This window comes from Belliella baltica DSM 15883 (assembly GCF_000265405.1).
GTDB classification, from domain to species: Bacteria; Bacteroidota; Bacteroidia; order Cytophagales; family Cyclobacteriaceae; genus Belliella; species Belliella baltica.
On sequence record NC_018010.1, the window covers coordinates 3,075,412 to 3,098,062 of the forward strand.

20 protein-coding genes are annotated in these 22,651 nt (G+C 34.9%); 8 read left to right on the forward strand and 12 right to left on the reverse strand.

Annotation, left to right across the window (positions count from 1 at the left end):
* The first annotated feature begins 134 nt into the window (after nt 1–134).
* On the forward strand, nt 135–788 hold the full coding sequence (locus tag BELBA_RS14040; RefSeq protein WP_014773356.1) for an ROK family protein: 654 nt from the start codon (nt 135–137) through the stop codon (nt 786–788).
* Nucleotides 789–879: 91 nt separating this feature from the next.
* Here BELBA_RS14040 and BELBA_RS14045 read toward each other — a convergent pair whose 3' ends face one another.
* Nucleotides 880–1,122 (reverse strand): hypothetical protein, encoded by a 243-nt coding sequence (locus tag BELBA_RS14045; protein ID WP_041779386.1) that lies wholly within the window; start codon nt 1,120–1,122, stop codon nt 880–882.
* Complete coding sequence (locus BELBA_RS14050) at nt 1,106–1,468, reverse strand: hypothetical protein (protein WP_157466102.1); 363 nt, start codon at nt 1,466–1,468, stop codon at nt 1,106–1,108. The genes BELBA_RS14045 and BELBA_RS14050 overlap by 17 nt, the downstream gene beginning before the upstream one ends.
* Before the next feature lie 441 nt (nt 1,469–1,909).
* Between BELBA_RS14050 and BELBA_RS14060 the strand changes: the two genes are divergently transcribed.
* Nucleotides 1,910–4,669 (forward strand): M14 family zinc carboxypeptidase, encoded by a 2,760-nt coding sequence (locus tag BELBA_RS14060; RefSeq protein WP_014773358.1) that lies wholly within the window; start codon nt 1,910–1,912, stop codon nt 4,667–4,669.
* 93 nt (nt 4,670–4,762) lie between these two features.
* Here BELBA_RS14060 and arfB read toward each other — a convergent pair whose 3' ends face one another.
* On the reverse strand, nt 4,763–5,182 hold the full coding sequence (gene arfB, locus BELBA_RS14065; protein ID WP_014773359.1) for an alternative ribosome rescue aminoacyl-tRNA hydrolase ArfB: 420 nt from the start codon (nt 5,180–5,182) through the stop codon (nt 4,763–4,765).
* Between the two features lie 40 nt (nt 5,183–5,222).
* Here arfB and BELBA_RS14070 point away from each other — a divergent pair, with 40 nt between their 5' ends.
* Together BELBA_RS14070 and BELBA_RS14075 are read left to right on the forward strand one after the other, a co-directional pair.
* Nucleotides 5,223–5,792, forward strand: a complete 570-nt coding sequence (locus BELBA_RS14070) for a GNAT family N-acetyltransferase (protein ID WP_014773360.1) — start codon at nt 5,223–5,225, stop codon at nt 5,790–5,792.
* 4 nt (nt 5,793–5,796) lie between these two features.
* Nucleotides 5,797–6,231, forward strand: a complete 435-nt coding sequence (locus tag BELBA_RS14075) for a DUF6526 family protein (RefSeq protein WP_014773361.1) — start codon at nt 5,797–5,799, stop codon at nt 6,229–6,231.
* A gap of 55 nt (nt 6,232–6,286) precedes the next feature.
* Here the strand turns inward: BELBA_RS14075 and BELBA_RS14080 are convergent, their stop codons facing one another.
* The 4 genes from BELBA_RS14080 to BELBA_RS14100 form a co-directional block, all read right to left on the reverse strand.
* Nucleotides 6,287–7,663 (reverse strand): RagB/SusD family nutrient uptake outer membrane protein, encoded by a 1,377-nt coding sequence (locus tag BELBA_RS14080; RefSeq protein ID WP_014773362.1) that lies wholly within the window; start codon nt 7,661–7,663, stop codon nt 6,287–6,289.
* 18 nt (nt 7,664–7,681) lie between these two features.
* The gene (locus BELBA_RS14085; RefSeq protein WP_014773363.1) at nt 7,682–10,651 is read right to left on the reverse strand and encodes a SusC/RagA family TonB-linked outer membrane protein; all 2,970 of its coding nucleotides are present in this window, start codon (nt 10,649–10,651) and stop codon (nt 7,682–7,684) included.
* Nucleotides 10,652–10,898: 247 nt separating this feature from the next.
* Complete coding sequence (locus BELBA_RS14090; RefSeq protein ID WP_014773364.1) at nt 10,899–12,911, reverse strand: alpha amylase C-terminal domain-containing protein; 2,013 nt, start codon at nt 12,909–12,911, stop codon at nt 10,899–10,901.
* A 507-nt stretch (nt 12,912–13,418) separates the two neighbouring features.
* Nucleotides 13,419–14,462 (reverse strand): LacI family DNA-binding transcriptional regulator, encoded by a 1,044-nt coding sequence (locus tag BELBA_RS14100; RefSeq protein ID WP_014773366.1) that lies wholly within the window; start codon nt 14,460–14,462, stop codon nt 13,419–13,421.
* Nucleotides 14,463–14,692: 230 nt separating this feature from the next.
* On the opposite strand from BELBA_RS14100, the gene pxpA reads away from it, so the two are divergent.
* From pxpA to BELBA_RS14120, 4 genes are read left to right on the forward strand one after another with little or no spacing between them, the layout of a single operon-like run.
* Nucleotides 14,693–15,424 carry a 5-oxoprolinase subunit PxpA gene (gene pxpA, locus BELBA_RS14105; protein WP_041779389.1) on the forward strand — a complete coding sequence of 244 codons (732 nt, stop codon included), beginning with the start codon at nt 14,693–14,695 and terminating at the stop codon, nt 15,422–15,424.
* Nucleotide 15,425: 1 nt separating this feature from the next.
* On the forward strand, nt 15,426–16,136 hold the full coding sequence (locus tag BELBA_RS14110) for a 5-oxoprolinase subunit B family protein (RefSeq protein WP_014773368.1): 711 nt from the start codon (nt 15,426–15,428) through the stop codon (nt 16,134–16,136).
* A complete protein-coding gene (locus BELBA_RS14115; RefSeq protein ID WP_245531076.1) occupies nt 16,108–16,995 on the forward strand; it encodes a 5-oxoprolinase subunit C family protein in 888 nt (295 codons plus the stop codon). Before BELBA_RS14110 ends, BELBA_RS14115 begins: the two co-directional genes overlap by 29 nt.
* Nucleotides 16,996–17,045: 50 nt before the next feature.
* Nucleotides 17,046–18,557, forward strand: a complete 1,512-nt coding sequence (locus BELBA_RS14120) for a DUF4301 family protein (RefSeq protein WP_014773370.1) — start codon at nt 17,046–17,048, stop codon at nt 18,555–18,557.
* A gap of 157 nt (nt 18,558–18,714) precedes the next feature.
* Here the strand turns inward: BELBA_RS14120 and BELBA_RS14125 are convergent, their stop codons facing one another.
* From BELBA_RS14125 to BELBA_RS14140, 5 genes are all read right to left on the reverse strand, one after another.
* Nucleotides 18,715–19,863, reverse strand: coding sequence for a hypothetical protein (locus tag BELBA_RS14125; protein ID WP_014773371.1), 1,149 nt, complete (start codon nt 19,861–19,863; stop codon nt 18,715–18,717).
* 77 nt (nt 19,864–19,940) lie between these two features.
* A complete protein-coding gene (locus BELBA_RS14130) occupies nt 19,941–20,852 on the reverse strand; it encodes a helix-turn-helix transcriptional regulator (RefSeq protein ID WP_014773372.1) in 912 nt (303 codons plus the stop codon).
* Nucleotides 20,853–20,979: 127 nt separating this feature from the next.
* The gene (locus BELBA_RS14135) at nt 20,980–21,843 is read right to left on the reverse strand and encodes a DUF5777 family beta-barrel protein (RefSeq protein ID WP_014773373.1); all 864 of its coding nucleotides are present in this window, start codon (nt 21,841–21,843) and stop codon (nt 20,980–20,982) included.
* 3 nt (nt 21,844–21,846) lie between these two features.
* Entirely contained in the window at nt 21,847–21,972 is a 126-nt protein-coding gene (locus tag BELBA_RS20365; protein WP_014773374.1) for a hypothetical protein, read from the reverse strand.
* An 88-nt stretch (nt 21,973–22,060) separates the two neighbouring features.
* Nucleotides 22,061–22,612 carry a hypothetical protein gene (locus BELBA_RS14140; RefSeq protein WP_014773375.1) on the reverse strand — a complete coding sequence of 184 codons (552 nt, stop codon included), beginning with the start codon at nt 22,610–22,612 and terminating at the stop codon, nt 22,061–22,063.
* Between the last annotated feature and the right edge of the window lie 39 nt (nt 22,613–22,651).

Here is a 22,651-nt window from a genome sequence, read left to right on the forward strand (position 1 = left end):
TAACAAGCTAAAAAGGCCATCTCTTCACGAGGTGGCTTTTTCTTTTTCATCTTATTCTCTAAACTAGAAAAATTAACCTTTGCTACGCAGCTAATATCTTCTAAATTAGATTTTGAATTAAAACAAAAGCGATTTTGAAAATACTTGTGATTGATATTGGCGGATCCAATGTAAAAGTTAGGGTTAATAATGGAGAGGAAAGAAGAAAGATACCTTCTGGAACTTTTATGACTCCTCAAAAAATGGTGGAGGAAGTATTAAAAACTACCACAGATTGGGAATATGAAGTTATTTCTTTGGGTTATCCGGGAGTAATTAAAGATGGAAAAATCACTGCTGAACCTAAAAATCTTGGACATGGTTGGATGGGTTTTGACTTTGAGTCAGCCTTTGGCAAACCATTCAAAATAATGAATGATGCTGCGATGCAAGCTTTAGGTTCTTATGATAAAGGAGTAATGTTGTTTTTAGGTTTAGGTACAGGTCTAGGCTCTGCATTGGTAAGTCATGGACATGTTGTTCCAATGGAATTAGCTCATTTGACTTATAAAAAAGGAGTTTTTGAGGATTACTTAGGTAAAAAGGGTTTTCAACATCTAGGAGCAGCCAAGTGGACAAAACATGTAAATACTGTCGTAAAAAGATTTACCATTGCTTTTATCCCAGATGAAATTGTCTTAGGTGGCGGAAACTCAAAGCATTTGACTAAAACCCTACCAAATTGTAGATTAGGAAATAATCAAATGGCATTTGAAGGCGGCTTGAGAATGTGGAATAATGAAGGTTAGTTTTGAGAGGCAAGAAGCGAGACCCAAGATATAAGATGCAAGATTTGAGACTTGGGAGCCTCTTGATTTTTTGATCTTTATGATCAATTAACTATTCTTTTTTCTCTAATTTTCTGAAATATCTTCTAAATAGAAAATTCTGCTTCAAGGCTTCCATGTTCTGATTGAAATTGTCTGTTCCTGCTTCAAGATTAGTGATGGATTGTTGAATTTCTGCTCTTAAGGTGCTGTCTTTGAGAATAAGTTGTACAGTTCCTTCCGAGTTTTGAACTGATTCTAGCCAGTTTTTCATTTCGTCCATCAATCCAACTGCTTTTTCACTTGTTGCCAACATTTTCCATTGAAGTTGCAAGCTGTTGACTCATAATAGAGTCTGAAAAAGCTTTATGGATTAAACCATTGCCGTTTTGAAACTCAAATATCATGTCTTTGCCTGCATGTGTCATCGCTGATGCATGTTGACTTGCTAATTTAAGTTCTTGGAGTGTTTTTAATATGCTTTTTGAAATCTCTTCGTCGGACAGCATGTTCCAAAGAGCTTCACTTTGATTAAGTTTATTAGTAATCTCGTATAGGTTGACAGATATTCGTTCGAAATAGTCCCCTGTAGAACCTAGTTTTTTCAGCATTTCATCAGTACATAATATTAAAAGGGAAAATTTAAAGCTGAAATCAGTCAAAAATATGATGTTTGTCATTTTAGTAGCTACTGTCCGAAAAAATGCGATTTGCTGTTCGAATTAGAACAATAAGATCAAAATAAAATTTATAAGATATTGATTTTAAGGGTCTTTATACATTTGGTCTTTAACTTGTACTCAATCGATTGAACAGTAAATATAACGCTATGCTCACTTTCTTACTTTGGTTGATTTTATTTATCATTTGTTGGCCAATTGCGATCTTGGCTTTATTTCTATATCCAATAGTTTGGTTATTACTCCTTCCATTTAGACTTTTGGGATTTGCAATCAACTTTTCATTTGATTTGGTAAAAAATATATTTTTGTTGCCATTTAGGATCTTAGGGGTTAGGTAGATTTAAATCTAACCATCAGAGAAATTCAAGAACAAAATTTTACATTTTTTTTGTAGCTTAAGGCATCACAAACTTAATCACTATGAAAAAGCGCTATAGTATTGTATTGCTGTTACTTTTTGTTGGTTCTTGGATCGCTAAAGCACAGCAGCTTGATCAGACTTACAATCAAAAAATTAAAGATTTTACCACAGACAAAAGGTTTTTACCAGAATCGCTCCTAGATGTGGTGGATCATCCTACTATTCCATCTCCCTTAAAACATTTTGGTCATATTATTGGAGCAGAAGGGCATGTCCATACCACAGATAAAATCTACGCTTACTATCAAAAGCTTGCCGAAACCTCCCCTATGGTTCATATGCAAGAAATGGGTAAAACTGAAGAAGGGAGAAATTTTTATTTGATCGTTATTGGAGAAGAGAATTCCATTAAAAATTTGGATTTTTATAAAGAACAAACAGCATTGCTTTCAGACTCCCGAAAAACTAATCCTACACAAGCAGAACAAATTATTACTAAAGCGAAGCCTATTTATTATCTCAGTGCTGGCATGCATGCAACAGAAATGGGATCTCCAGAAATGATGATGGAGTTAGCTTATAGATTAGTCACTTCAGAAGCAGAGCAAATCAAAGAAATTAGAAAAAATATCATTACAGTAATCAATCCTGTATCGGAACCAGATGGATGGGACAAACAAGTCGATTGGTACTACAGATATACGAAAGGAAGAGAATTGTTTGATGATGGTTTCCCGAGATCAGTTCCTTATTGGGGGAAATATGTCTTCCATGATAATAATAGAGATGGACTACAAGTATCTCAAGCCATCACCAAATCGATTTTTAAAGGTTTTTTTGAATTTCATCCAACAGTGATGTTGGATTTGCATGAGTCTGTTCCTTTGCTTTATATCTCTACAGGTACTGGTCCTTACAATGATTTTGTAGATCCAATAACACAAAGCGAATGGCAAGTGATGGGAAATCATGATGTAGCAGAAGTGGCTGCACAAGGAATGCCAGGCGCTTTTACTTGGGCTTTTTACGATGGCTGGTGGCCAGGATACGGAATATGGGTAGCGAATAACCACAATTCAAATGGTCGATTCTATGAAACCTATGGCAATGCCGGTGCCGATACCTATTTAAGAGATCTGTCAACTTCACGCTATGCAGGTGATCTTGCAACTTCCAAAGAATGGTATAGACCGGATCCAGCCACACCACAAGTTTTATGGTCTTACAGAAATAACATCAACTATACCCAAACTGGCGTGATTGCTTCTCTTTCTTATGCTGCAACTAATGGGAAGCAACTTTTGAGAAATTTCTACAAAAAAGGATTCAACAGCGTAGAAAAAGGAAAAACTGAAGGTCCTAAAGGATTTGTGATTGCCAAGGAACAGCGTGATCCAGCTATGGCTGCTTATTTAGCGAATCAGTTGATGGTTCAAGGCATCGAGGTTCATGAATCCGATGATGAATATTTAATCCTTTCAGAACAGCCTTACCGCAATCTCTTAGTTTCTTTAATGACACCTCAGTCTTACCCAAAAGACGCAAAATTTCCTCCTTATGATGCCATAGCATGGACACTACCTAATCTTTATGGTGTAGAGGTTGATGCTTTAGATGTGATAGATAGCAAAAATCTATCTTCTTATAAACTTTTGTCAGAAGAGGCAACATATAAAGGGAAAATTGATGGAAGTGGAAGTACTTTTATTCTTCCTTATCATGCACAAAATACTGTTCTTCCAGCCTTATATGCTTTAAAGCAAGATAATAAGAATGCTAATATAAGTGTTTTGAAAAAAACAGAAGAAGTCAATGGAAAATCATATCCTGCTGGATCTGTCATCATTACAAAAAGCAATTCCAATCAAATCAAGAAAATTTCCGAAAACTTTGGTCTTAATTTCCATGCAAGTTCGACCGATTTTTCAAAAATTGACCAAAAGTCAGTTAATCTACCGAGAGTAGCCATTTATCATACTTGGTTTAACACTCAGGATGAAGGTTGGTCCAGATATACTTTTGAACAAAGAGGAATTCCTTACACATCCATTGATAAGGATGACTTTAAAGCAGGAAATTTGAAATCAAAATTTGATGTTATTCTAATACCAAGAGTACGAGGCAATGCGAAAACTTTCATCAATGGTGTTGATAGTAAATTTGGTACGATGCCTTATACCAAAACTTCTGAGTTTCCAAGTCATGGTTTTCCATCTTCTACCACTGATATGACTGGTGGTCCAGGTTTTGGAGGAATTGAGAATTTAAGGAAGTTTGTTCAAGAAGGAGGCTTGCTGATAGCCTTAGAAAATAGTGCAGCGATCATGTCGGAATTGGGTCTTGCACCCGAATTGAGTGCTGCAAGTTCGGGGAGTTTATTTCACCCAGGTTCTATCGTGATGGCTAAGATAAGAAAATCTGATTCTCCTATTGTCAATGGATATCCAGAGGAGTTTTCGATTTTCAGAGGGAATGGTCCATTATTGCAAACAAACAAGTACAACAGAGATTTGATGCTTGTGCAGTATGGAAGTAAGCCATTGAAAGATGAAATTCCTTATGAAGGTCCAATTCTTGGGATGCCTGATAAGGCTAAAAGTGAGAAGACGAAAGCTAAGGAAGAAAAATCAAAGCCTTATGTAGTTGCTGGTATGGTAAGGAATGAACAAGAGATCATAGGCCATGGTACAGTATTCAATGTGCCCGTCGGACGAGGCAATGTTTTAGCCTTCACATTTGACCCATTGCATAGATTCCTCAATCATCATGATGCGCCAATGGTTTGGAATGCATTGATCAATTGGGATAGACTGAGGTAAAAGTTGAAATAATCAGAGATATAAATCAGTATTATCAATAGATACCTTAAAAAAAGGCTAGCAGATCTATTTGCTAGTCTTTTTTTATTGATTTTACCAATCCACTTTCCCTCGATTCTGTTTTTTTTGTGAAGCACTTTTTTTGGCTTTTATTCTGCTTTCAATTGCTGCTTTTGAGGGCTTAGTTACTTTTCTAATCTTCTTTTTCTCAAAAGCCTTTGATAATGCATCATAAAATTTCCGAATTACGAGCTCTTTGTTCTGAAGTTGGGAGCGCTTTTCTTGGCTTTGAAACATTACTTTGCCTTCATTGTCAAGCTTATTTTCCCATTTGTTCAAGAGAATTGATTTTTCTTGCTCATTGAGAACTTGTGAATTACCTACATCAAAAAATAACTGAACTTTAGAATTAACTTTGTTTACATTTTGCCCACCAGGTCCACTACTTCTTGAAGTCTGAAATTCAAACTCAGAATTCAAAGCTTGATTTTTTATTTTTTGCTGAATGGTCATTGCGAACAAATAGGATGAATCTTAAAGGTAAATATATTTCGTGAAAGGATTTTGTTTCCAAAATCCAGAAAATGGATTTAGCTTTAAACATCATTTGTTTTCACAATACATGTTGAAGATTTACCAAGCTACAGAAAGCCAATTAATTGAAGTTCAGAAAATAGCTCAAATTACATGGCCCCACACATTTAAAGATATATTGACTTCAAGTCAGATTGAATACATGATGGATTGGATGTACTCCTTAGAATCTTTGAATTCTCAGGTAAAAGACAAGAATCATGTGTTTCTTTTAGCAGAAGAAAATGAGAAATACATAGGATACTGCTCTTATGAGCTCAATTGTGCTAATTCTGGTAAAGTTAAGATACATAAGATTTACCTTCTTCCTGATGTGCAAGGTCAGGGCGTAGGTAAAAGATTGATTTCAGAGGTTGAAAAAATTGCAAAGGCAAATCTATTTGATGCCATTTACCTGAATGTCAATAGGTTTAATAATCAGGCTTTACAAGCCTATTTAGCTCTAGGATTTTACGAAGCCAAACGTGAGGTGATAGCCCTTGAAAATGGGTTTGTGATGGATGATATTGTTATGGAAAAGAAAATTTGAAAATATGCAAAACTATAAAAATCACGCTCGGTATTACCCTTTACATCATTTTGTAATCACACCATTGACTTTGCTCTATTTTATATGGTCTATAGTAAAAGTGATCCAAGCTTTTGATACTGATCTATTTGCTCATGCTACTTATCATTTACTTGGTGCTTTGATTATTTTAATCCTTCCTATACTGTCAAGGTTGTATGCGTTGAAAAATCAAGATAGAATCATCCGTATGGAAATGAGATTAAGGTATTTTGAGTTGACAGGTAAATCTTTACGTGAGCTTGAACCAAAATTACGTCTATCGCAAATTATTGCACTTCGCTTTGCGTCAGACGAGGAGTTACTTTCACTAATAGATGAAACCATCAAGAATGATCTCAGGGCCAAAGTGATCAAGCAAAGAATTAAAGAATGGCAGGCAGATACGAGGAGGGTTTAAAAAATGAGAGAGAGAAAAAAACTTTCTCTCTCTCTCTCTAAATTTATAAACTTAATTAATTCCCTGTGTATTGATCCCAGCTCAATTCAGCCTGAGGATGGGGAAACTGGGTAAAGATTGTTCCACCATCAAAGTTTGTAGGAATTTGATTTAACCTATCATAACGTCGAGCATCTATCCAACGGTGACCCCATGGTTCTGCCCATAGAGAATACCTTCTTTGAAACAGAATTTCGTCGATCAATGCTGCTCTAGAAGTAGCACCTGTATATGGCCCAATTCCAGCAGCATTTCTGATAATATTGATTGCGGCGACTGCATCTGCAAATTGATCAAGGTTAGCATGTGCTTCAGCTTTCAATAAAATCAGTTCTTCATTCTTGATAAATGGAATTGATGTGGTATTTGAAGGCCATCTTGCATCTTGGTGTGTTCCTGTTAAGACACCTGCATCAGTTGATACAGTTACAGGAGTATTTCTTTGGAAGAATTTAGCTCTTCGATTATCATTAGGTAAGGCATCTTCCAAAACTGATGGATGTACAACTATGATGGTGTTTGTAGCAGCATTTGGCACATAAAAGAGCGGGTTAAAGGCATCTGGCGGGCCAACATATGGATGTGCTGGACCTACATTTAGAGGGCCATTCAAATTCATAAATGAACTATTGAGCGCCGTCAAAACACCTTGCCAGTCTTGTCTGTATGCATTGGCACGTGCGAGAATTGCATTCGTCACCTGTCTTAGTCCACTGATGGTATTAAAACCAGCAAAACCTGAGGTCAATGTCAACGGAAAATTTCCAGAACCAGCAGCGTTGAAATCAGCATCAGCCGCTACCAAAATACTCCTTACATGATCCATTGCTTGTGCATATGGAACAAAGGGCCCTGGGTTCAAGGGATCCTCAACATCAATTCTGATTCCATTGTTATAAACAAAATTTGCCGGTATCATGAATTGATAGCCTTGGATCATTTTTGCAAATCCAGCTACAGCTCTCTTCTCAGAATCATTTAAGAAGGTAGTGTTATTTGCCGCACGAATCAAGACATTCGCCTGATTGATTGCTTGGTAAGGAGCAGCGTAAGAACCCCCTCCTGTGTTTCCAAATCCAAAATAAGATCTATCAGGCACCCTTCCATTTTGGCCGAGCCAGTCAGTTTGAGATCTTGGATCTGAACCATTTAGGTACCATATTTCTCTCCCAAATGTGTTCCAAGCTTGTGATACATTGGTGACATAGCCGCGGTGTCTAGCCTCCAATCCTGTCAACACAAATTGAATCTGTTGTCTAGATGCATTATTGGATACACTTCCCACAGATGGGTTGTTGGGATCATCAATTTCATCCAATTTCAAAGGATTACATCCCCAAATACTCATACTGATGAGTATCGCTAGGGTCATATATAAATTATGTTTTTTCATTTTTTGTCAATTTTAGAATTAAAAATCGAGCGTAACATGGAAGAATATTCTTCTTGGCGTTGGATATGGAGCAATGTCCACATTATTCGCAACAGACTGAGCTCCAAAGGTAGAAGTCTCTGGATCATACCCTTCATATTTAGTGAAAAGGAAAACATTATTTGCAGAAGCACCGATTTTAATGTTTTCTAATGCACCGCCAAACATATTTGCTACTTGGGTTCTTGGGAAGGTATAATACAAACCTATTTCTCTTACTTTTACAAAAGAGGCGTCTTGTACCCATCTAGCAGCATTATTGTGTGGTGCAGGTGGTCTTTGTCTTCCATTTGGAATACCATCTCCATTGTCATCATTAAACCAGCCATTGGTTGTTCCTCCTGAGTCTGTTAGGAATGAAGTCAGGTTAATATTGTCACCACCTTGTCTCCAATCTACTAAGAATGAAAGTTCTAGATTCTTTTTTAAACTAATAGTGTTGTAGATAGACATATTGAAGTTAGGTTGGGCATCGCCCCAGATAGTAAAACCACCTGGAATACTTGGGTCAGCTGGAGTCCCTACAATCGTAGTGGGAGCAAATCCCTCTGCATACAAGAAAGTACCAAGACCAGAACCGAATGCCCCTGCTGTGTAAGTAGGTATACCTAATCGAGTCAAGTTGACTCTATTTCTCCAATATAAAACTCTGGAAAACCATTTGAAATCAGACTTATCCACGATAGTACCAGATATCCCCAACTCTATCCCTTTGTTTTGTAGCTCAGCCTCATTACTTGGAGTTGTATTCACACCAGCAGCAGGAGAAAGGTTAAGATTTTGGATATTATTTTGTGTGTTTTTAATGTAATAAGTTGCTTCAATACCTACTCTATTATTGAAAAGCCCCATGTCAACCCCAAATTCTAATTCTGTGGCTGTTTCTGGGAAAATTCGGTCATTACCAACTTGTGCTGATACTACCGATCCTAAAAGACCTCCAATATTTGCTCCAATCAACGGTGTATAAATATTACCAAAAGCCACAGGACCTGCAGTTTCCCCATAAGCGATTCTAGGCTTCAATTGGTTTACAACAGAAGAGTTAAAGAAATCGAAGTTTGCCACATTTACTGCAAGTGATGCTCTTGGGAAAGCATAGGATTGATTAGCGTTACCATTAAGCGTTGATTTATCCCATCTAATCCCAACTGTACCGATGACTTTATCATCCCAATTTGCTTCCTGTTGTAAAAACACACCAGCTTCTTGAATTTCAGAATTGAAGTTCTCGTTAATTTCTTGAACTGCTGCTTGTCTTAAATTGGTTTGTCCTGGTACTAGGCCCCTACCTCTGTTGAATAAGGTAGAATTATTAAAATCTAATCTTACCAAACCCGCTTGGGAATTCATATTTACCTGACCTAAATTCCAATTGTATACCAAAGCCGCTTGAAAGTTAGTATTGAAACTTTCTTGCTTTCCAACGAGAAGGTCACCTGGGTTTGCTGATGCTTGTTGAGATTGTAAAAACTCTGGTAAATAGACCATTGTTGAGTTTTGCAAAAAGTCCAAACCACCTGCAATATTTGCTTTTAGAAAGCTTTTGCTAGTCTTCAGTAAATCAATATCTAAATTAAATGCTTGAACAAATCTATTTACTTCGGAAGAGTTGATTGCATTATCTGTTAATGCAACAGGATTTTCAGCAAAGTATGGATTGTTTGGATAGATTCCATTAACAGGTCTTAAGTCAAAGTAATTTGGAACATAAGCGATGCTATAGCCAATACTTGCTCCAGAATTATTTTGATTTCCAGTGAAACCTCTATCTGTTTGTGATTTGATGTAATTTGAAGAAACACCCAATCGTATACTGTTGGAGATTTTGTGATCTATATTCGCTCTTATTGAATAACGGTCAAAACCTGTGTTTTTTACAGTTCCATCTTCTGAAGTGATATTTCCAGAAACAAAGAACTTTGTTTTGTCTGTGCCTCCTGTGACAGTTAGTCTTGTATTACTCAGTAGCGCAGTATTATTATAAAAATAATCTTCATAATCAATTCTATCACCTTGTCTGAATCTTTCTAATTCAATTTCTCTTCTATTATTTGCCGTTGGAAAGAAAAAGTTGATTTTCTCCTCACTCCAATCATCAACACCTAAGAGCCTTAAAGGCTGAGCAAATCCAATATCTTGAGAAAGGGAAACTTTTGTTTTACCTTCTGATCCTCTTTTAGTTGTAATAATGATTACACCAGCATTTGCTCTAGTACCATAAATTGCAGCTGCTGAAGGACCTTTCAAAACCTCTATAGACTCAATATCTGCAGGGTTTAAATCAGCTAACCTGTTTGAGCCATCATCCTGATTAGAAGCTCCTGCACCTGTGACAGCAGCTCTACCTGTTCTTTGAAATGAGTTGTTAATATACACTCCATCTAAAATTATAAGAGGTTGAGAAGCACCTGACAAACTTGATATTCCTCTCAATTGGATAGATAGTCCACCTCCTGGTGCACCACCATTGGATCTGATAGTCGCACCAGCAATTTTACCGTACAAGGCACCATCCGTTGTTTGAATAGTTGTTGTACCCGTTAATTCTCTAGCAGAAACTGAAGAAACAGCATTTGCTAAGTTGGACCTCTTTACAGAAGAAGCCAATCCAGTAATCACTACTTCCTCAAGATTAGTAGCGTCCTCTTTCAGTGCTACTTGCAAAGAATTGCTTGAAGGACTCACCGTGAATGTCTGGCTCAAATAGCCCAATGAAGAAATAGCCAAAACAGCTTCATCATTACTGTTTAGATTTAGGGTAAACCTTCCATCAAGGTCTGCCACTGTACCAGTTGTGGTATTTCTTACCAAAATGTTTGCCCCAATCAGAGGCTCTCCTGTCCGGCTATCGGTGACGATACCCGTGACCGTGTACTGAGCAAATGACCACCCTACCGATAGGAAGAGGAGCACAATTGCTGCCGAGAGTTTGTAAGCTTTTCTCATAAGTTATTGATTAAAATTTTTAAACTAAAGTAAATATATCAAAAAGCCACTTATAAAAATCGCAAATGAAAAAATTATATTTTTAAAATTTACTTCTATATATGTTCGTAATTTTAAAAAAACTAAAAATATTAATACAAAACCAATTAAACAGGAATAAACTAAATAATCTATAAGAATTTGATCGAATTATTGAATAATTCTCATATCTAAACACTAGATCAGGCAATTTATAGTAAGATAGCACTTATTCTATCTTTTTAAGTACCATGCAAGTCCTATTGGGTAAGTAAAGTTTTATTACTCCGTTTTTATTTGTTGAATAATGAATTTTATTATCAATTCTGTCAAAACCACCGAATTTTGAATCGTCAGAATTGAGAATATTTAAATAGTCTCCAACCTTAGGCAATGTCAATTCATAACCAAAAAATGATTCAGATATATTGAAGCTAAATATGAAAATAAGATCAGCTCTTTCATAAGCTAGAATTTTTTTCTCTGCATCTAAATAAATTTGTTGAGCATGTGAAGCACTTAGAACTTTAAATTCATCAATAAGTTTAATCATTGCCTTATCCCATAATCCAAGTTGTTTGTACTTCAAAGATTCATTGTCAGCCAAAGACCATTGACGTCTAGCGTATTGATAACTCCAATTATTTCCTTCTCTTGGGAAATCCACCCATTCTGGATGTCCAAATTCATTTCCAATGAAATTGAGATAACCTTCACCTCCCAAACTAATTGTAATTAGCCTGATCATTTTATGTAGTGCAATCCCTCGATCGACAACAAGGTTTTTGTCATCAATTCCCATATTGAAATACATTTCCTTATCCATCAACCAAAAAGCAATAGATTTATCACCTACCAAAGCTTGATCATGAGACTCTGCATAGGCAATTGTTCTTTCATTTTTCGGACGATTCGTTAATTCATGCCACATCTCAAACATATCCCAATGCTCATCAGGCTTATGCTTCATCGTTTTGATCCAAAAGTCAGGTATTCCCATAGCTAATCTAAAATCAAAACCAATTCCTCCATCTTCACATTCTCTGCATAATCCTGGCATTCCACTTACTTCTTCTGCAATAGATATTTTACTTTCAGAAAAAGTATGAATTAAGGTATTAGCAAGCTGGAGATAAAGTAATGCATCTTGATCAACACCATCATTGAAATATTTGTCAGGATGATCAAAATCTGTATGGCCATGATGATAATATATCACTGAAGTAACACCATCAAATCTAAACCCATCAAAATGAAACTCTTCCATCCAATACCTAATATTGGAAAGAAGAAATTGTTGTACTTCAAATTTACCATAATCGAATAATTTTGAATCCCAACCTTCATGATATCCTTTTGGTCCAGGATGAAAATATTGATTTTCGGAGCCGTCAAACTCATTCAACCCTTCATTGATATTTTTGACAGCATGGGAATGAACTATATCCATTATCACTGCAATGCCATATTGATGAGCCTTATTTATTAAAAATTTCAGATCCTCAGGATCACCAAACCTAGATGTAGGAGCAAAAAAATTAGAAACATGATATCCAAATGATCCATAATATGGATGCTCCATGATTGCCATCATTTGAATGGTATTATATCCTGCAGCTTTTATTCTTGGAAGGATATTTTCAGCGAATTCAAGATAAGTACCAACCCCCTCCTTTTCTTGTGCCATTCCTATGTGACATTCATAAATTAATGGGCACTTCTTCTGACTTTTAGATGAAAATTTCTGATCCGTCCAAGCAAACTCTTTTTTGGGAAACCATATTTGACCTGCAAAATCATGGTTTTCAGGATTCTGATCTACTTTTCTGATATAAGCTGGAATCCTGTCATAAGCACCATTATCAGCTTCTACATGTACTTTTACTTTGCTTCCGTGAACAAAAGAATCTTTATACTCTTCATAAGGTAAAAAAACCTCCCAATCACCTCTGTAATTTCTTTTCATTGGATGGCTGTATTTATTCCAATGATTGAAATCACCCATCAAAAATAAATTATGAGCTTGAGGTGCCCACTCTCTATAAACCCATCCATTTCTGAGTTTTTCAAAGTGAAATCCATAGTACTCATGGGATCTCGCAAATTCTAAGATACTTCCACTGTGTGAATTTATATCTCGAATAGCTGATTGATATCTTACAAACCTCTCATAAACGGCATCTGCATGGGATTTAAGCCATGATTCATCTTGAACTAATGGAAGTATTTTAGCGTCTTTCACAAAAAATGAATTTGTTTGAAATCTAATTTAGAGAAAAATGAATTTCTTACAACATAAACCTCCTTAATCCTCGATAAAATTTGTACTTCTTTTCAAATAAAAAAATATGTCATCGCTGAAGCACACATATATCCAAATAAAAAACACAGAAAAATGGAACCTTCTAAAGAAAACTTTCGATACTCTGGTACTTGTTTGTGATGAAATACATGGCTGAGCTTTTTAATGTATTTTTCAGGAACTAGTGACAAAAAAGCCAAACCATAAATTAACGTCAAAAACGAGAGTGTAAAGAGTGTTTCCATAAGCTGATTACTAGGGTTAAAACAAAGTTAACATTTATAACCATTTGAAAAAGAAAAGAATATATTATTTACAAAAAGCAAAAAATTAGGTACAATAAACCTAAATAGAAAAATTTCGAAATATTAAAATCTCACTTTCGCTCGCACCAAAGATTTGTATATCAAGAAAGGTCATTCATATCTCTTTCAATGTCAATCACATTCATTTGGCTTGTTTGACTTTTGACAGTTCTGAAGATTCCCTAATGACCAACTCTGTTTTTATCTCAACAGTCTTAAGATTTTCCACATCATTATTTTTGATCATTTCCAGAAGTAAACTAGTCGCATCCATTCCAATTTGAAATCCATGTTGTTCTACTGTACTCAATTGTGGAGTTGAAACTCTTGATAGCATCCAATTACTAAAACCTATTATTCCAACATCTTTTGGGATTTCATAACCAAATTCCTTCAAATACCTTAATGCTCCCAAAGCTACCAGATCGGTAATGCAGAATATTGCATTGGGAGGATTTTCGCTTTCCATAAGCTCTTTGGTAAAGTCATATCCCTCCTGATCAGTAATTTTGAGACAATCTTTGACCCAACTTGGATCAGTCTTTAAATTGTGATCTTGAATCGCTTTAAGATAACCATCACATCTTTCGGAAGAATTTTTAACCTCTTTCCGACCTCTTAAATGTGCTATTTTGGTATATCCTTCATCTATCAAATGTTTGACTGCAGAGTATGCACCATCAAAATCATCTACAATGACTTTCGGAGTTGGTAATTTATCTGTGATTTTATCAAATTGAACAACAGGTTTTCCTTCATTCAAAAATTCCAATAAATGAGCTCCATCGTCAGTCTCATTCGAAATAGAAATTAATAAACCATCTACACTGCTGTTCAGCATGGCTTTACAAGCTAGAATTTCATCTTTTAGAATATCATTTGATTGAGAAACCATGAGATTATAACCTTGCCTATTGGCCTCAAAAATAGCCCCACTAATGACCGTAGAAAAAAAATGATGTACTAACTCTGGCACTATAAGTCCAATATTGAAAGTTCTATTTTTTCTGAAATTAACAGCTAATAAATTAGGAACATAATTGTGCGTTTCAGCGTAATCCTTTACCAATTTAATTGTTTCCTGAGCAATATCTGGGTGTTCTTTTAAGGCTCTTGAAACTGTGGAAACTGAGATTCCTAATTCCCTTCCTATGTCTTTTAGTGTTAGCTTTCTCTTCTCGCTCATTATTTTAGATTTTCTTATCTCTAATATTATCGATTTATGAAATATGATCCAAAGAGATTTTTTATAAACAAAAGGATTTAAGACTTTATCTCAAGTTTTACATGTTTTTAAAAAACAAGGTTTTGGTTTCACGATTTATTTGTTTGAAATAATAGAGAAATTCTATGTTGCTAATCTTAAATTTATGTCACATAGTTTTTATCTTATCGAATCCATTTATCTTTGAATATATGAGGCAAACAAAGGTAACATTGGATATCAACTGCGATTTAGGGGAAGGAATGCCTAATGACTCAATGTTAATGCCTTATCTTGGGAGTTGCAATATTGCCTGTGGAGGACATTTTGGCGATTTGGAGACCATAAAATCAGCCATACTTTTAGCTAAAGAAAATCATGTGAAAGTTGGTGCTCATCCATCCTACCCCGATAAAGAAAACTTCGGTAGAAAAAGCCTAAAAATAGATTTAAAAACTCTCGAAGAATCATTATTAGATCAGATTACCAATTTCGAAAAAGTGTGTTTTGATCAAAATATTGACATGCATCATATCAAACCACATGGCGCACTTTACAATGATTTGGCTAAAGATGAAAAACTTGCTTCTTTTTTCTTAACGTTAATTCAAAAGTTCTTTCAAGATATTCCACTTTACACCCCGCCAAATTCAATAATTTTTCAACTAGCTCCTCAATTTAATATAAAAACTGTATTAGAAGTATTTGCAGACAGAAGCTACGAGGATGACCTTAGATTAGTTGACAGGTCGCATTCAAAAGCCCTTTTAACAGAAGTTGTGGATGTAAAAGAGCATATACATTCTATGATTTTTGATCAGAAAGTGAAAACTATATCAGGAAAAAAAATTGATATAAAGGCAGAAACTTTGTGTATCCATGGTGATAACCCTTCTGCACTGCCAATTCTTCAAATGATTCATTCAAACTTTTCCATAAAGTAAGATGCAGAAAACCTATTTCCAAGTTTTGCCAAATTTGATAGAAATTCAATGGCCTAAAGCAATTTCTGATGAAATTTTGTTTGATCAGTTATCATGGAAAACTTTTTTAATGGAAAATCATGCAGATATAATTCTAGAAATTAGAATAGGGTTCAATTCACTATCTATCCTTTTTGACAAGAGTATTTCAGAAGATGAATGGATTATTATTTGGCAAACCTTAAATAATTTTAACTTCTCACAATCGTCTTTTTATTCTAATACTTGGAAAATTCCGGTGTGCTATGGTGGTAATTTTGGCTTAGATTTAAAAAAACTTTCGGAAGAAAAGCATATTTCTGAAATGGATATAATTGATTTACATATTAGAAAGACATATAGACTTCATTTTTATGGATTTCTACCTGGATTTATGTATCTCGGAGGTTTAGACCCTCTGCTTGCACATCCAAGAAAACCCATTCCTGATAGAATTATTCAAAATGGGGCTGTTGCTATAGGAGGAAATCAAACTGGGATATATCCTATGGAGAGTCCAGGTGGATGGCATGTAATTGGGCGAACACCACTCAAATTATTTGATTCAAAAAGTCAAGATCCCGTCATTCCAAAACAAGGAGATCTAATTATCTTCAATAAAATAGATCAAATTGAATTTGATCACATTGCAAATCTTGTTTCACTTGGACAATATTCTTGGGAAAATGCTTAAAACTCCATCTTATATTCACTTTATAAAATCAAATGGATATTGCACAGTTCAAGATCAAGGTAGATTTGGATTTGCTGACTTAGGGGTTCCATATTCAGGCGCGATGGATCAGTTTTCCTATACCCTCGCAAACAAGCTATTGAGAAACACCGAAGATTCCGCAGTTTTGGAAATTGCAATTGCTGGACCAACCATGGTATTTGAAATGGCAACTAAAATTGTATTTACTGGAGCTCAGGCCGAGATTTTCCACAATGGAAATCCCATTCAATTAGGACAAATCATCTCCTTGAATGCGGAAGATGAAATAGTGGTTGGCAAAATTATCCGTGGTCAATGGCTTTATATGGGAATCGAAGGAGGTTTAGAAACCCCAATTTTTATGGATAGTAGAAGTTGGTTTGCAGGTATCAGTACTTTTTCAAAAATTCAAAAGGGGGATACTATTTGTTATTTTTCAGAAGAAAAATTGAATGTGAATACCTTGTCCCATCCCAAATTAACAAACTCTTGGTTTGAAAATGAAAAAATTAACGTTTACAAAGGTCCTGAATGGAAAGCATTACCAGATCGATTAAAAACCCAAATCTTATTCACCACATTTAAAATTTCTCGAAATTCGAATCGCATGGGAATTCAACTTGAGGAACTTATTCCCAATCAATTGGATCAATTGCTAACATCGCCAGTCTATCCAGGAACAGTTCAGCTTACTCCTGCTGGAAAATTGATCGTCTTGATGCGGGACGCACAAGTCACGGGCGGTTACCCCAGGATTTTCCAACTCTCCGATGACTCTATAAATATAATTGCGCAAAAAAGTTTTGGTCAAAAAGTAAAGTTTAGTATTATTTTCTAATACCAAAATCAATCTTTATATTGATCATTATAAAACCTAAAAACCTGAATATGAATTCTCAACTAGAAAAACAGATTGTGGAACAAGGGATGTCCCTTAAAAATGTAAAAGAACAAATTCACAATTTTAAAAACGGTTTTCCATTTTTACCGATTGTTTCCGCTGCTAAAATTGGTGATGGTATAAAAGTTTTAAGTGCTGCTGAAATTCAAGCTTTTCAAGAAATCTATCCAGCAAAAGCTGCTCAAATTGAGGTGGTGAAATTTGTTCCTGCGAGTGGGGCCGCTTCAAGAATGTTCAAGGATCTTTTTGCTTTCTTAGATGGAGACGGAGACTTGTCCAATAGTACTTTTACGCAAAAATTCATAGATAAGCTATCCAATTTTGCATTCTATTCAGATTTGGATGATGTATTGAAGCAAAATGGCAGCAGCATCAAGGAAGCACTTGAAAAGAAAGATTATAAAACAATTGTTGGAGGATTATTAAATGAAGATGGATTAGCCTATGGAGTTTTGCCTAAGGGATTGCTGAAATTTCATCATTATGAAGATCATGATCGCACGCCCACTTACGAGCATTTTATCGAAGGAATCCAATATGCTGTGGGAAAAGATAATTTTGTCAGGTTACATTTTACTGTATCACCAGAGCATGAGTCAAAGTTCAAAGAAGAAGTTCTGAAAATCAAAAGACCTCTCGAGAAGGAATTCAATGTAAAATTTGAAGTGACGTATTCTCAACAGAAAAAGTCAACAGATACCATTGCAGTCAATATGGACAATACGCCATTTTTGGAAGAAGATGGGTCCATACTTTTCCGACCTGCTGGCCATGGAGCATTATTAGAAAACCTGAATGAAATCGATGGAGACCTGATTTTTATCAAAAATATAGATAATGTAGTTCCAGATCGACTCAAAGAAGAAACTAAGAAATATAAAATCGCCGTTGGTGGTTTGTTGTTGGAAATTCAAGAAAAAGTTTTCGATGCTTTAGAAAGACTTGAAAATAGTTATTCAGAAGCCGATTTGAAATTTGCTGAAACAGTGATTGCTCAAGATCTTGATGGTAAATTGAGAGAAGATTATCAAAGTCTTGAGGCAAAAGAGAAAGGGAAATACTTATTCCAAAAACTAAACAGACCTATTCGTATCTGTGGGATGGTCAAAAATACGGGGGAACCTGGAGGTGGACCTTTTTGGGTCAAAGAAGATGATGGATCGCTGACCTTACAAATTGCAGAAACAGCACAAATCAACCTAGATGATGAAGCACAAAAAGAAATCATGCAGTCTTCTACCCATTTTAACCCTGTAGATTTGGTGTGCTCTATAAAAGACTACAAAGGCAAAAAATTTGATTTGCTGGCTTTTCGAGATATGCGAACAGGTTTTGTAACAGAAAAATCCAAAGGTGGTAGAGATCTTAAAGCGCAAGAATTACCAGGCTTATGGAATGGTGCGATGGCAGGTTGGAATACAGTGTTCGTTGAAGTTCCATTGATCACTTTCAATCCTGTAAAAACAGTAAATGATCTTCTGAGAGATGAGCATCAATAGATTCATAAAATAAGATTAACCTCAAGTCAATAGTGGGTTTACTAATTGACTTGAGGTTTATAGTTATTAGTGATCAGTAGGCTTGTGATTAGGATAAATAAAAATAAAAGATATAAAATAATGTTTTTTGGCGAAGAAAAGATCCTTTAAATTATCTTCATTTACTTGAGGCAAGATCTAGTTTATAAAAAGTCACAAAATCCTCTTCAACTTCGAAATAATCTTGATTTTTTAAGGCGAGAATTTCCCCTTCATTATTGACTACCGATGACCATATTAATCCTTTTGGTAAAAGGATGTCCTTTTGAACCAACTGGTGTTCATTGTCAAATACAGCTGCGTATCGAGGAATATTATATATAAAATCCATCCATTCAGTTCTATTTTCAGGATTATAGATTCTTGAAATTTCTTCTTCTACACCTTTAGTGTAAATGACAATTATATCATTTTTTCTTCTATAGAGTTTTTCTACTTTACCAAAAATAATATTCCCTTTTTGTTCGTACCATTCATGATAATCTTTCATTGGAACACCGGGCATTGGAATGGCATCTTCAATATTTAGGTTTACCTCTTTGACAAATTCAATCTCCCCTTCTCTTTCTTGATAGACAAAATATTTCATCTCGGCTATAAAGAAAACTATCCATTCATCATTTGACTTGATTATTGTAGGAGGAATTAGATTAAAGTAAAGCCCCTTTTCATAAACCGTGTTTTTTGGGAAATTCATCGTATTTCTAACTTCCCCCGAAACCGGATCAAACACTTCTATAAGTGGACTTTTATAGTTGTGTTCCAATAAATCAACAAGATCGTCCCAATCGATTTCCTCTCTTTCAGGTCGACTGTAAGCATAAGAATTCCCAATTCTGTAGGCTGGAAAATTGAGCCCGTTAAAAAAGTAATAATTTTCGGGAATTGAAATTCGGTTTTCAATTTCACCATCATTTGAGAATTGTATCAATCCTTTTTGTTGTTCCATGATAGTGAATTTACCATCTAAAAAACCAATTCCCATTGCCCAGTTAATCGCATTTGGACCCTCTGTTGGCATTTTAAATTTATTATGGATTGTCCCTAAATCATCAAAAAGCACATAATCATCATTGGAATTCCATCTTCCCAAATACAATCCAACATCTGAATTATAATCAAACAAGAAGAGGTTACCTAAATAATCAACTCGTATGGAATCTATAATTGCTAATTGCAAATTAGCATCCTCAATGCCTTTTTCGTTTTTGGATTCACAGGCAAAAACAAATAACAGTAAAAAGAAAAGTAAGTATTGATTTTTCATATTGGAAAAGTACTTCATACCACTAAATATAAAAACATAATAAATCTTAAAATCTAAATCAGTAAAGTCTCTGATTACTAAAACCTCATCTTTCCAATCTGTACTTCCAAATATTCCTTTAGCTCCTCTCCTTCTATCACTTGAATTTCCCCAGGTAAACCTAGAATAAATCTTCCTATTCCGGGAAGTTGTGGAATATCGCCTTCGAAGAAATATTGATTTCTGTTTTTGGTTTGAATATAAGGTTTAGCATCAGGGTACTCTTCCATCATAAGCTGATAAGCTCGCTTACTTAATTTCAAATGAATATGGAAATTGTTTTTTCCCGAAAAACCAAATAATCCTTGTTCCAAATGTTCATGTTTATCTATATAGGCAAAATTGTTTATAGTCAATTGCACATCCCCTATTCTCTCAATTTTAAAGACTTTCATCATTTGACTTTCTATCTCAAAGGCATGAATAGAGTCAAAATTTTTGCTAAAAGAAACGGGTTCTACAAGTCTATCCATAATGGAATCACTACTTGGTGAATAGTAATCTTTCAATATCACCTGCTGTTTGTTTTTTATGGCATCTACCAAAAGATCTACAAAGCGACCCAAATTAGCATTAAAAAGCTGGTTGATACTTTGTTGAAAATCTGATCGAATAGTGATTTTCTGAAGAATGGAGTCTTTCAAAAGATTTTTCTTAGGCTGTTTCTTGATCAAGCCTGCAAGGAAATTGATTTCTTCTTCCGAGAATGTCCCAAAGTTGTATTCATCTGGATTTTCTATCCTATCGACGATTTTGAATTTGGAGTGTTCTTTTACCACATCAAAACCAAGTGCTTCCAATAGTTTGAAGTAACGGTAAATAGTCCTCGTATCAGTTCCCAAAGTTTCAGCTAACTTATGAACTGGCTTACCAATATTGCTTCTTAATAAGTTGATTAACTTAAATATCCTTAAGATTTTTTGTTGTTCTACTTGTGATGCTTCAGCCATAATTCTCTTTTAAAGCCAAAATATACAACTTTCGAAATGAACATTTTAAAAAATGACACTATATGTCAAAAAAAATGATGTGATAAACACATCTTCTTTAATTAAAATTAAACCCACTAATTAAAATCTATTTTTTTCTTCTTCCAGTAGCAAACACACGATTCACATTAAAACCTATTCTAAACTCTTCACCAATCCTTCCGTTATTGGATGCTAATAGATATTGTTCATTTAATGCTTGCGAGGTCACAAAATACATTTGAAACACATGTCCACCTGCTTCTATATCTATACCTACACCCACATTGTTTCTCAAATCGCTATTAAGGTTTGGAATATACTGAAATGTCAAAGATGATTTTCCTGTTATTTTGTACTTACCACTCAAACCCAATGCTAAGTATAAATTTTGATCTCCATCTATCAAGTAGATAGGATTTGGATCATTAAAATAAGCCATCATTGGTGAAATTTGAAAACTTATTTTATCTGAGAATTTTCTAGCAATCATAATCTGAGCTGCATAGCTCGTCCTATTTGTAAAATTAGGATTTGCTTCTTGTAAAAAAGTGTAATCCGAAGTATTCACACCAGCTCCTCCCATCAGAGACAATGAAAATGGTATTTTATTATCTTGAGTTTGAGTCAATAAATGATAACGACCATAAAGATTGTAAAATTTGTCCCGGCTAGAACGAGAAGCTGCAAGAGAGAATTTGTCACTCAAAGCATATTCAAAGCTGAACTGAATGTTCGCACCATTATCTAGTCCATATAAATTTTGAATTCCACCATTCAATGGACCAAAAGTGTGCATGATAGCAAAATGTAGTGTTTTCTTATCTAGTGGCTCCACAGTCAATAAATTGATGTGTCTAGGTGCATGAAAAATTAATTCTACTTCCTGTGTTTCAGAAGCTAATTTTCTTTCCAACTGAGCCATAGCCGGTTGAGTAAGAAAAAGCACAAACATTAAAATTCTGAGTTTCATAGCTTATTTCTTAAGATTTACTGAAAGGGTAACAGTCTGTTCTTCTGCCAATTCATAAAAAACAACTTTAGGGATATCAATTTTATAATCTGAAAGTTTTCCTGTTTTGTTGGTTATTATTTGCTGCATATCCACAATTACGATGTTAAAGTTTCTTTTGGATTGTAACTTTAACAAAAAATATTGTGGAATATTTATTTCAAAAGATTAAACAAATTTAAAAATGCTTTCTATTCAAAATTTCGGATAAAATAATTGCATCTTTTACAGATCGAGGATTGGAAAGCATTTTTTGATAACGATTGCTTTTAGGCTTTTTCCGCTTTCCACTTCGCGTTTCGCTGACTCCTAGACCAGTTAAAGATGAACTTATACTAACCTGCTCGTCCAAAGTTTGTAATTTGGGTGTTGATAGATTTGGGTCAGAACCAGAGTATTGATTGTATTTGCTATAACTTGAATTATCTTTTTCTAACTTATCAGAACTTGTTTGATATTTCTCTTGATCTATTTTCGGTGTCTTAATGACATGTTTTCTGTTTTCAATAACAGTTCCTTGGCCTGATTGCTCGAGATCTCTTTCTCTTTCTTGCTGCCCACCTCTGATTTCTCTTAATAAATCTTCAAAACTAGGCGGACGTTGATTTGGTCCTTCTTCATTCCTTTGATCTGGAAGATTTTCTTCTTCATTCTTTTTACCCTTCTTGATAGCTGTATAAATAAAGTAAATGATTACAGCGATGATGTAGATTATATTTCCTGCGTCCACGTTTTTTCTTTTTGATGATTCTAATATAGTTATAAATTT

Bases quoted from the DNA above. Each gene is read 5' to 3' on its own strand.
- BELBA_RS14060 (WP_014773358.1), top strand. From the start codon at position 1,910: ATGAAAAAGCGCTATAGTATTGTATTGCTGTTACTTTTTGTTGGTTCT.
- BELBA_RS14045 (WP_041779386.1), bottom strand. From the start codon at position 1,122: ATGTTGGCAACAAGTGAAAAAGCAGTTGGATTGATGGACGAAATGAAA.
- BELBA_RS14110 (WP_014773368.1), top strand. From the start codon at position 15,426: ATGCAGAAAACCTATTTCCAAGTTTTGCCAAATTTGATAGAAATTCAA.
- arfB (WP_014773359.1), bottom strand. From the start codon at position 5,182: ATGACCATTCAGCAAAAAATAAAAAATCAAGCTTTGAATTCTGAGTTT.
- pxpA (WP_041779389.1), top strand. From the start codon at position 14,693: ATGAGGCAAACAAAGGTAACATTGGATATCAACTGCGATTTAGGGGAA.
- BELBA_RS14085 (WP_014773363.1), bottom strand. From the start codon at position 10,651: ATGAGAAAAGCTTACAAACTCTCGGCAGCAATTGTGCTCCTCTTCCTA.
- BELBA_RS14135 (WP_014773373.1), bottom strand. From the start codon at position 21,843: ATGAAACTCAGAATTTTAATGTTTGTGCTTTTTCTTACTCAACCGGCT.
- BELBA_RS14120 (WP_014773370.1), top strand. From the start codon at position 17,046: ATGAATTCTCAACTAGAAAAACAGATTGTGGAACAAGGGATGTCCCTT.
- BELBA_RS20365 (WP_014773374.1), bottom strand. From the start codon at position 21,972: ATGCAGCAAATAATAACCAACAAAACAGGAAAACTTTCAGATTATAAA.
- BELBA_RS14075 (WP_014773361.1), top strand. From the start codon at position 5,797: ATGCAAAACTATAAAAATCACGCTCGGTATTACCCTTTACATCATTTT.
- BELBA_RS14125 (WP_014773371.1), bottom strand. From the start codon at position 19,863: ATGAAAAATCAATACTTACTTTTCTTTTTACTGTTATTTGTTTTTGCC.
- BELBA_RS14080 (WP_014773362.1), bottom strand. From the start codon at position 7,663: ATGAAAAAACATAATTTATATATGACCCTAGCGATACTCATCAGTATG.
- BELBA_RS14130 (WP_014773372.1), bottom strand. From the start codon at position 20,852: ATGGCTGAAGCATCACAAGTAGAACAACAAAAAATCTTAAGGATATTT.
- BELBA_RS14100 (WP_014773366.1), bottom strand. From the start codon at position 14,462: ATGAGCGAGAAGAGAAAGCTAACACTAAAAGACATAGGAAGGGAATTA.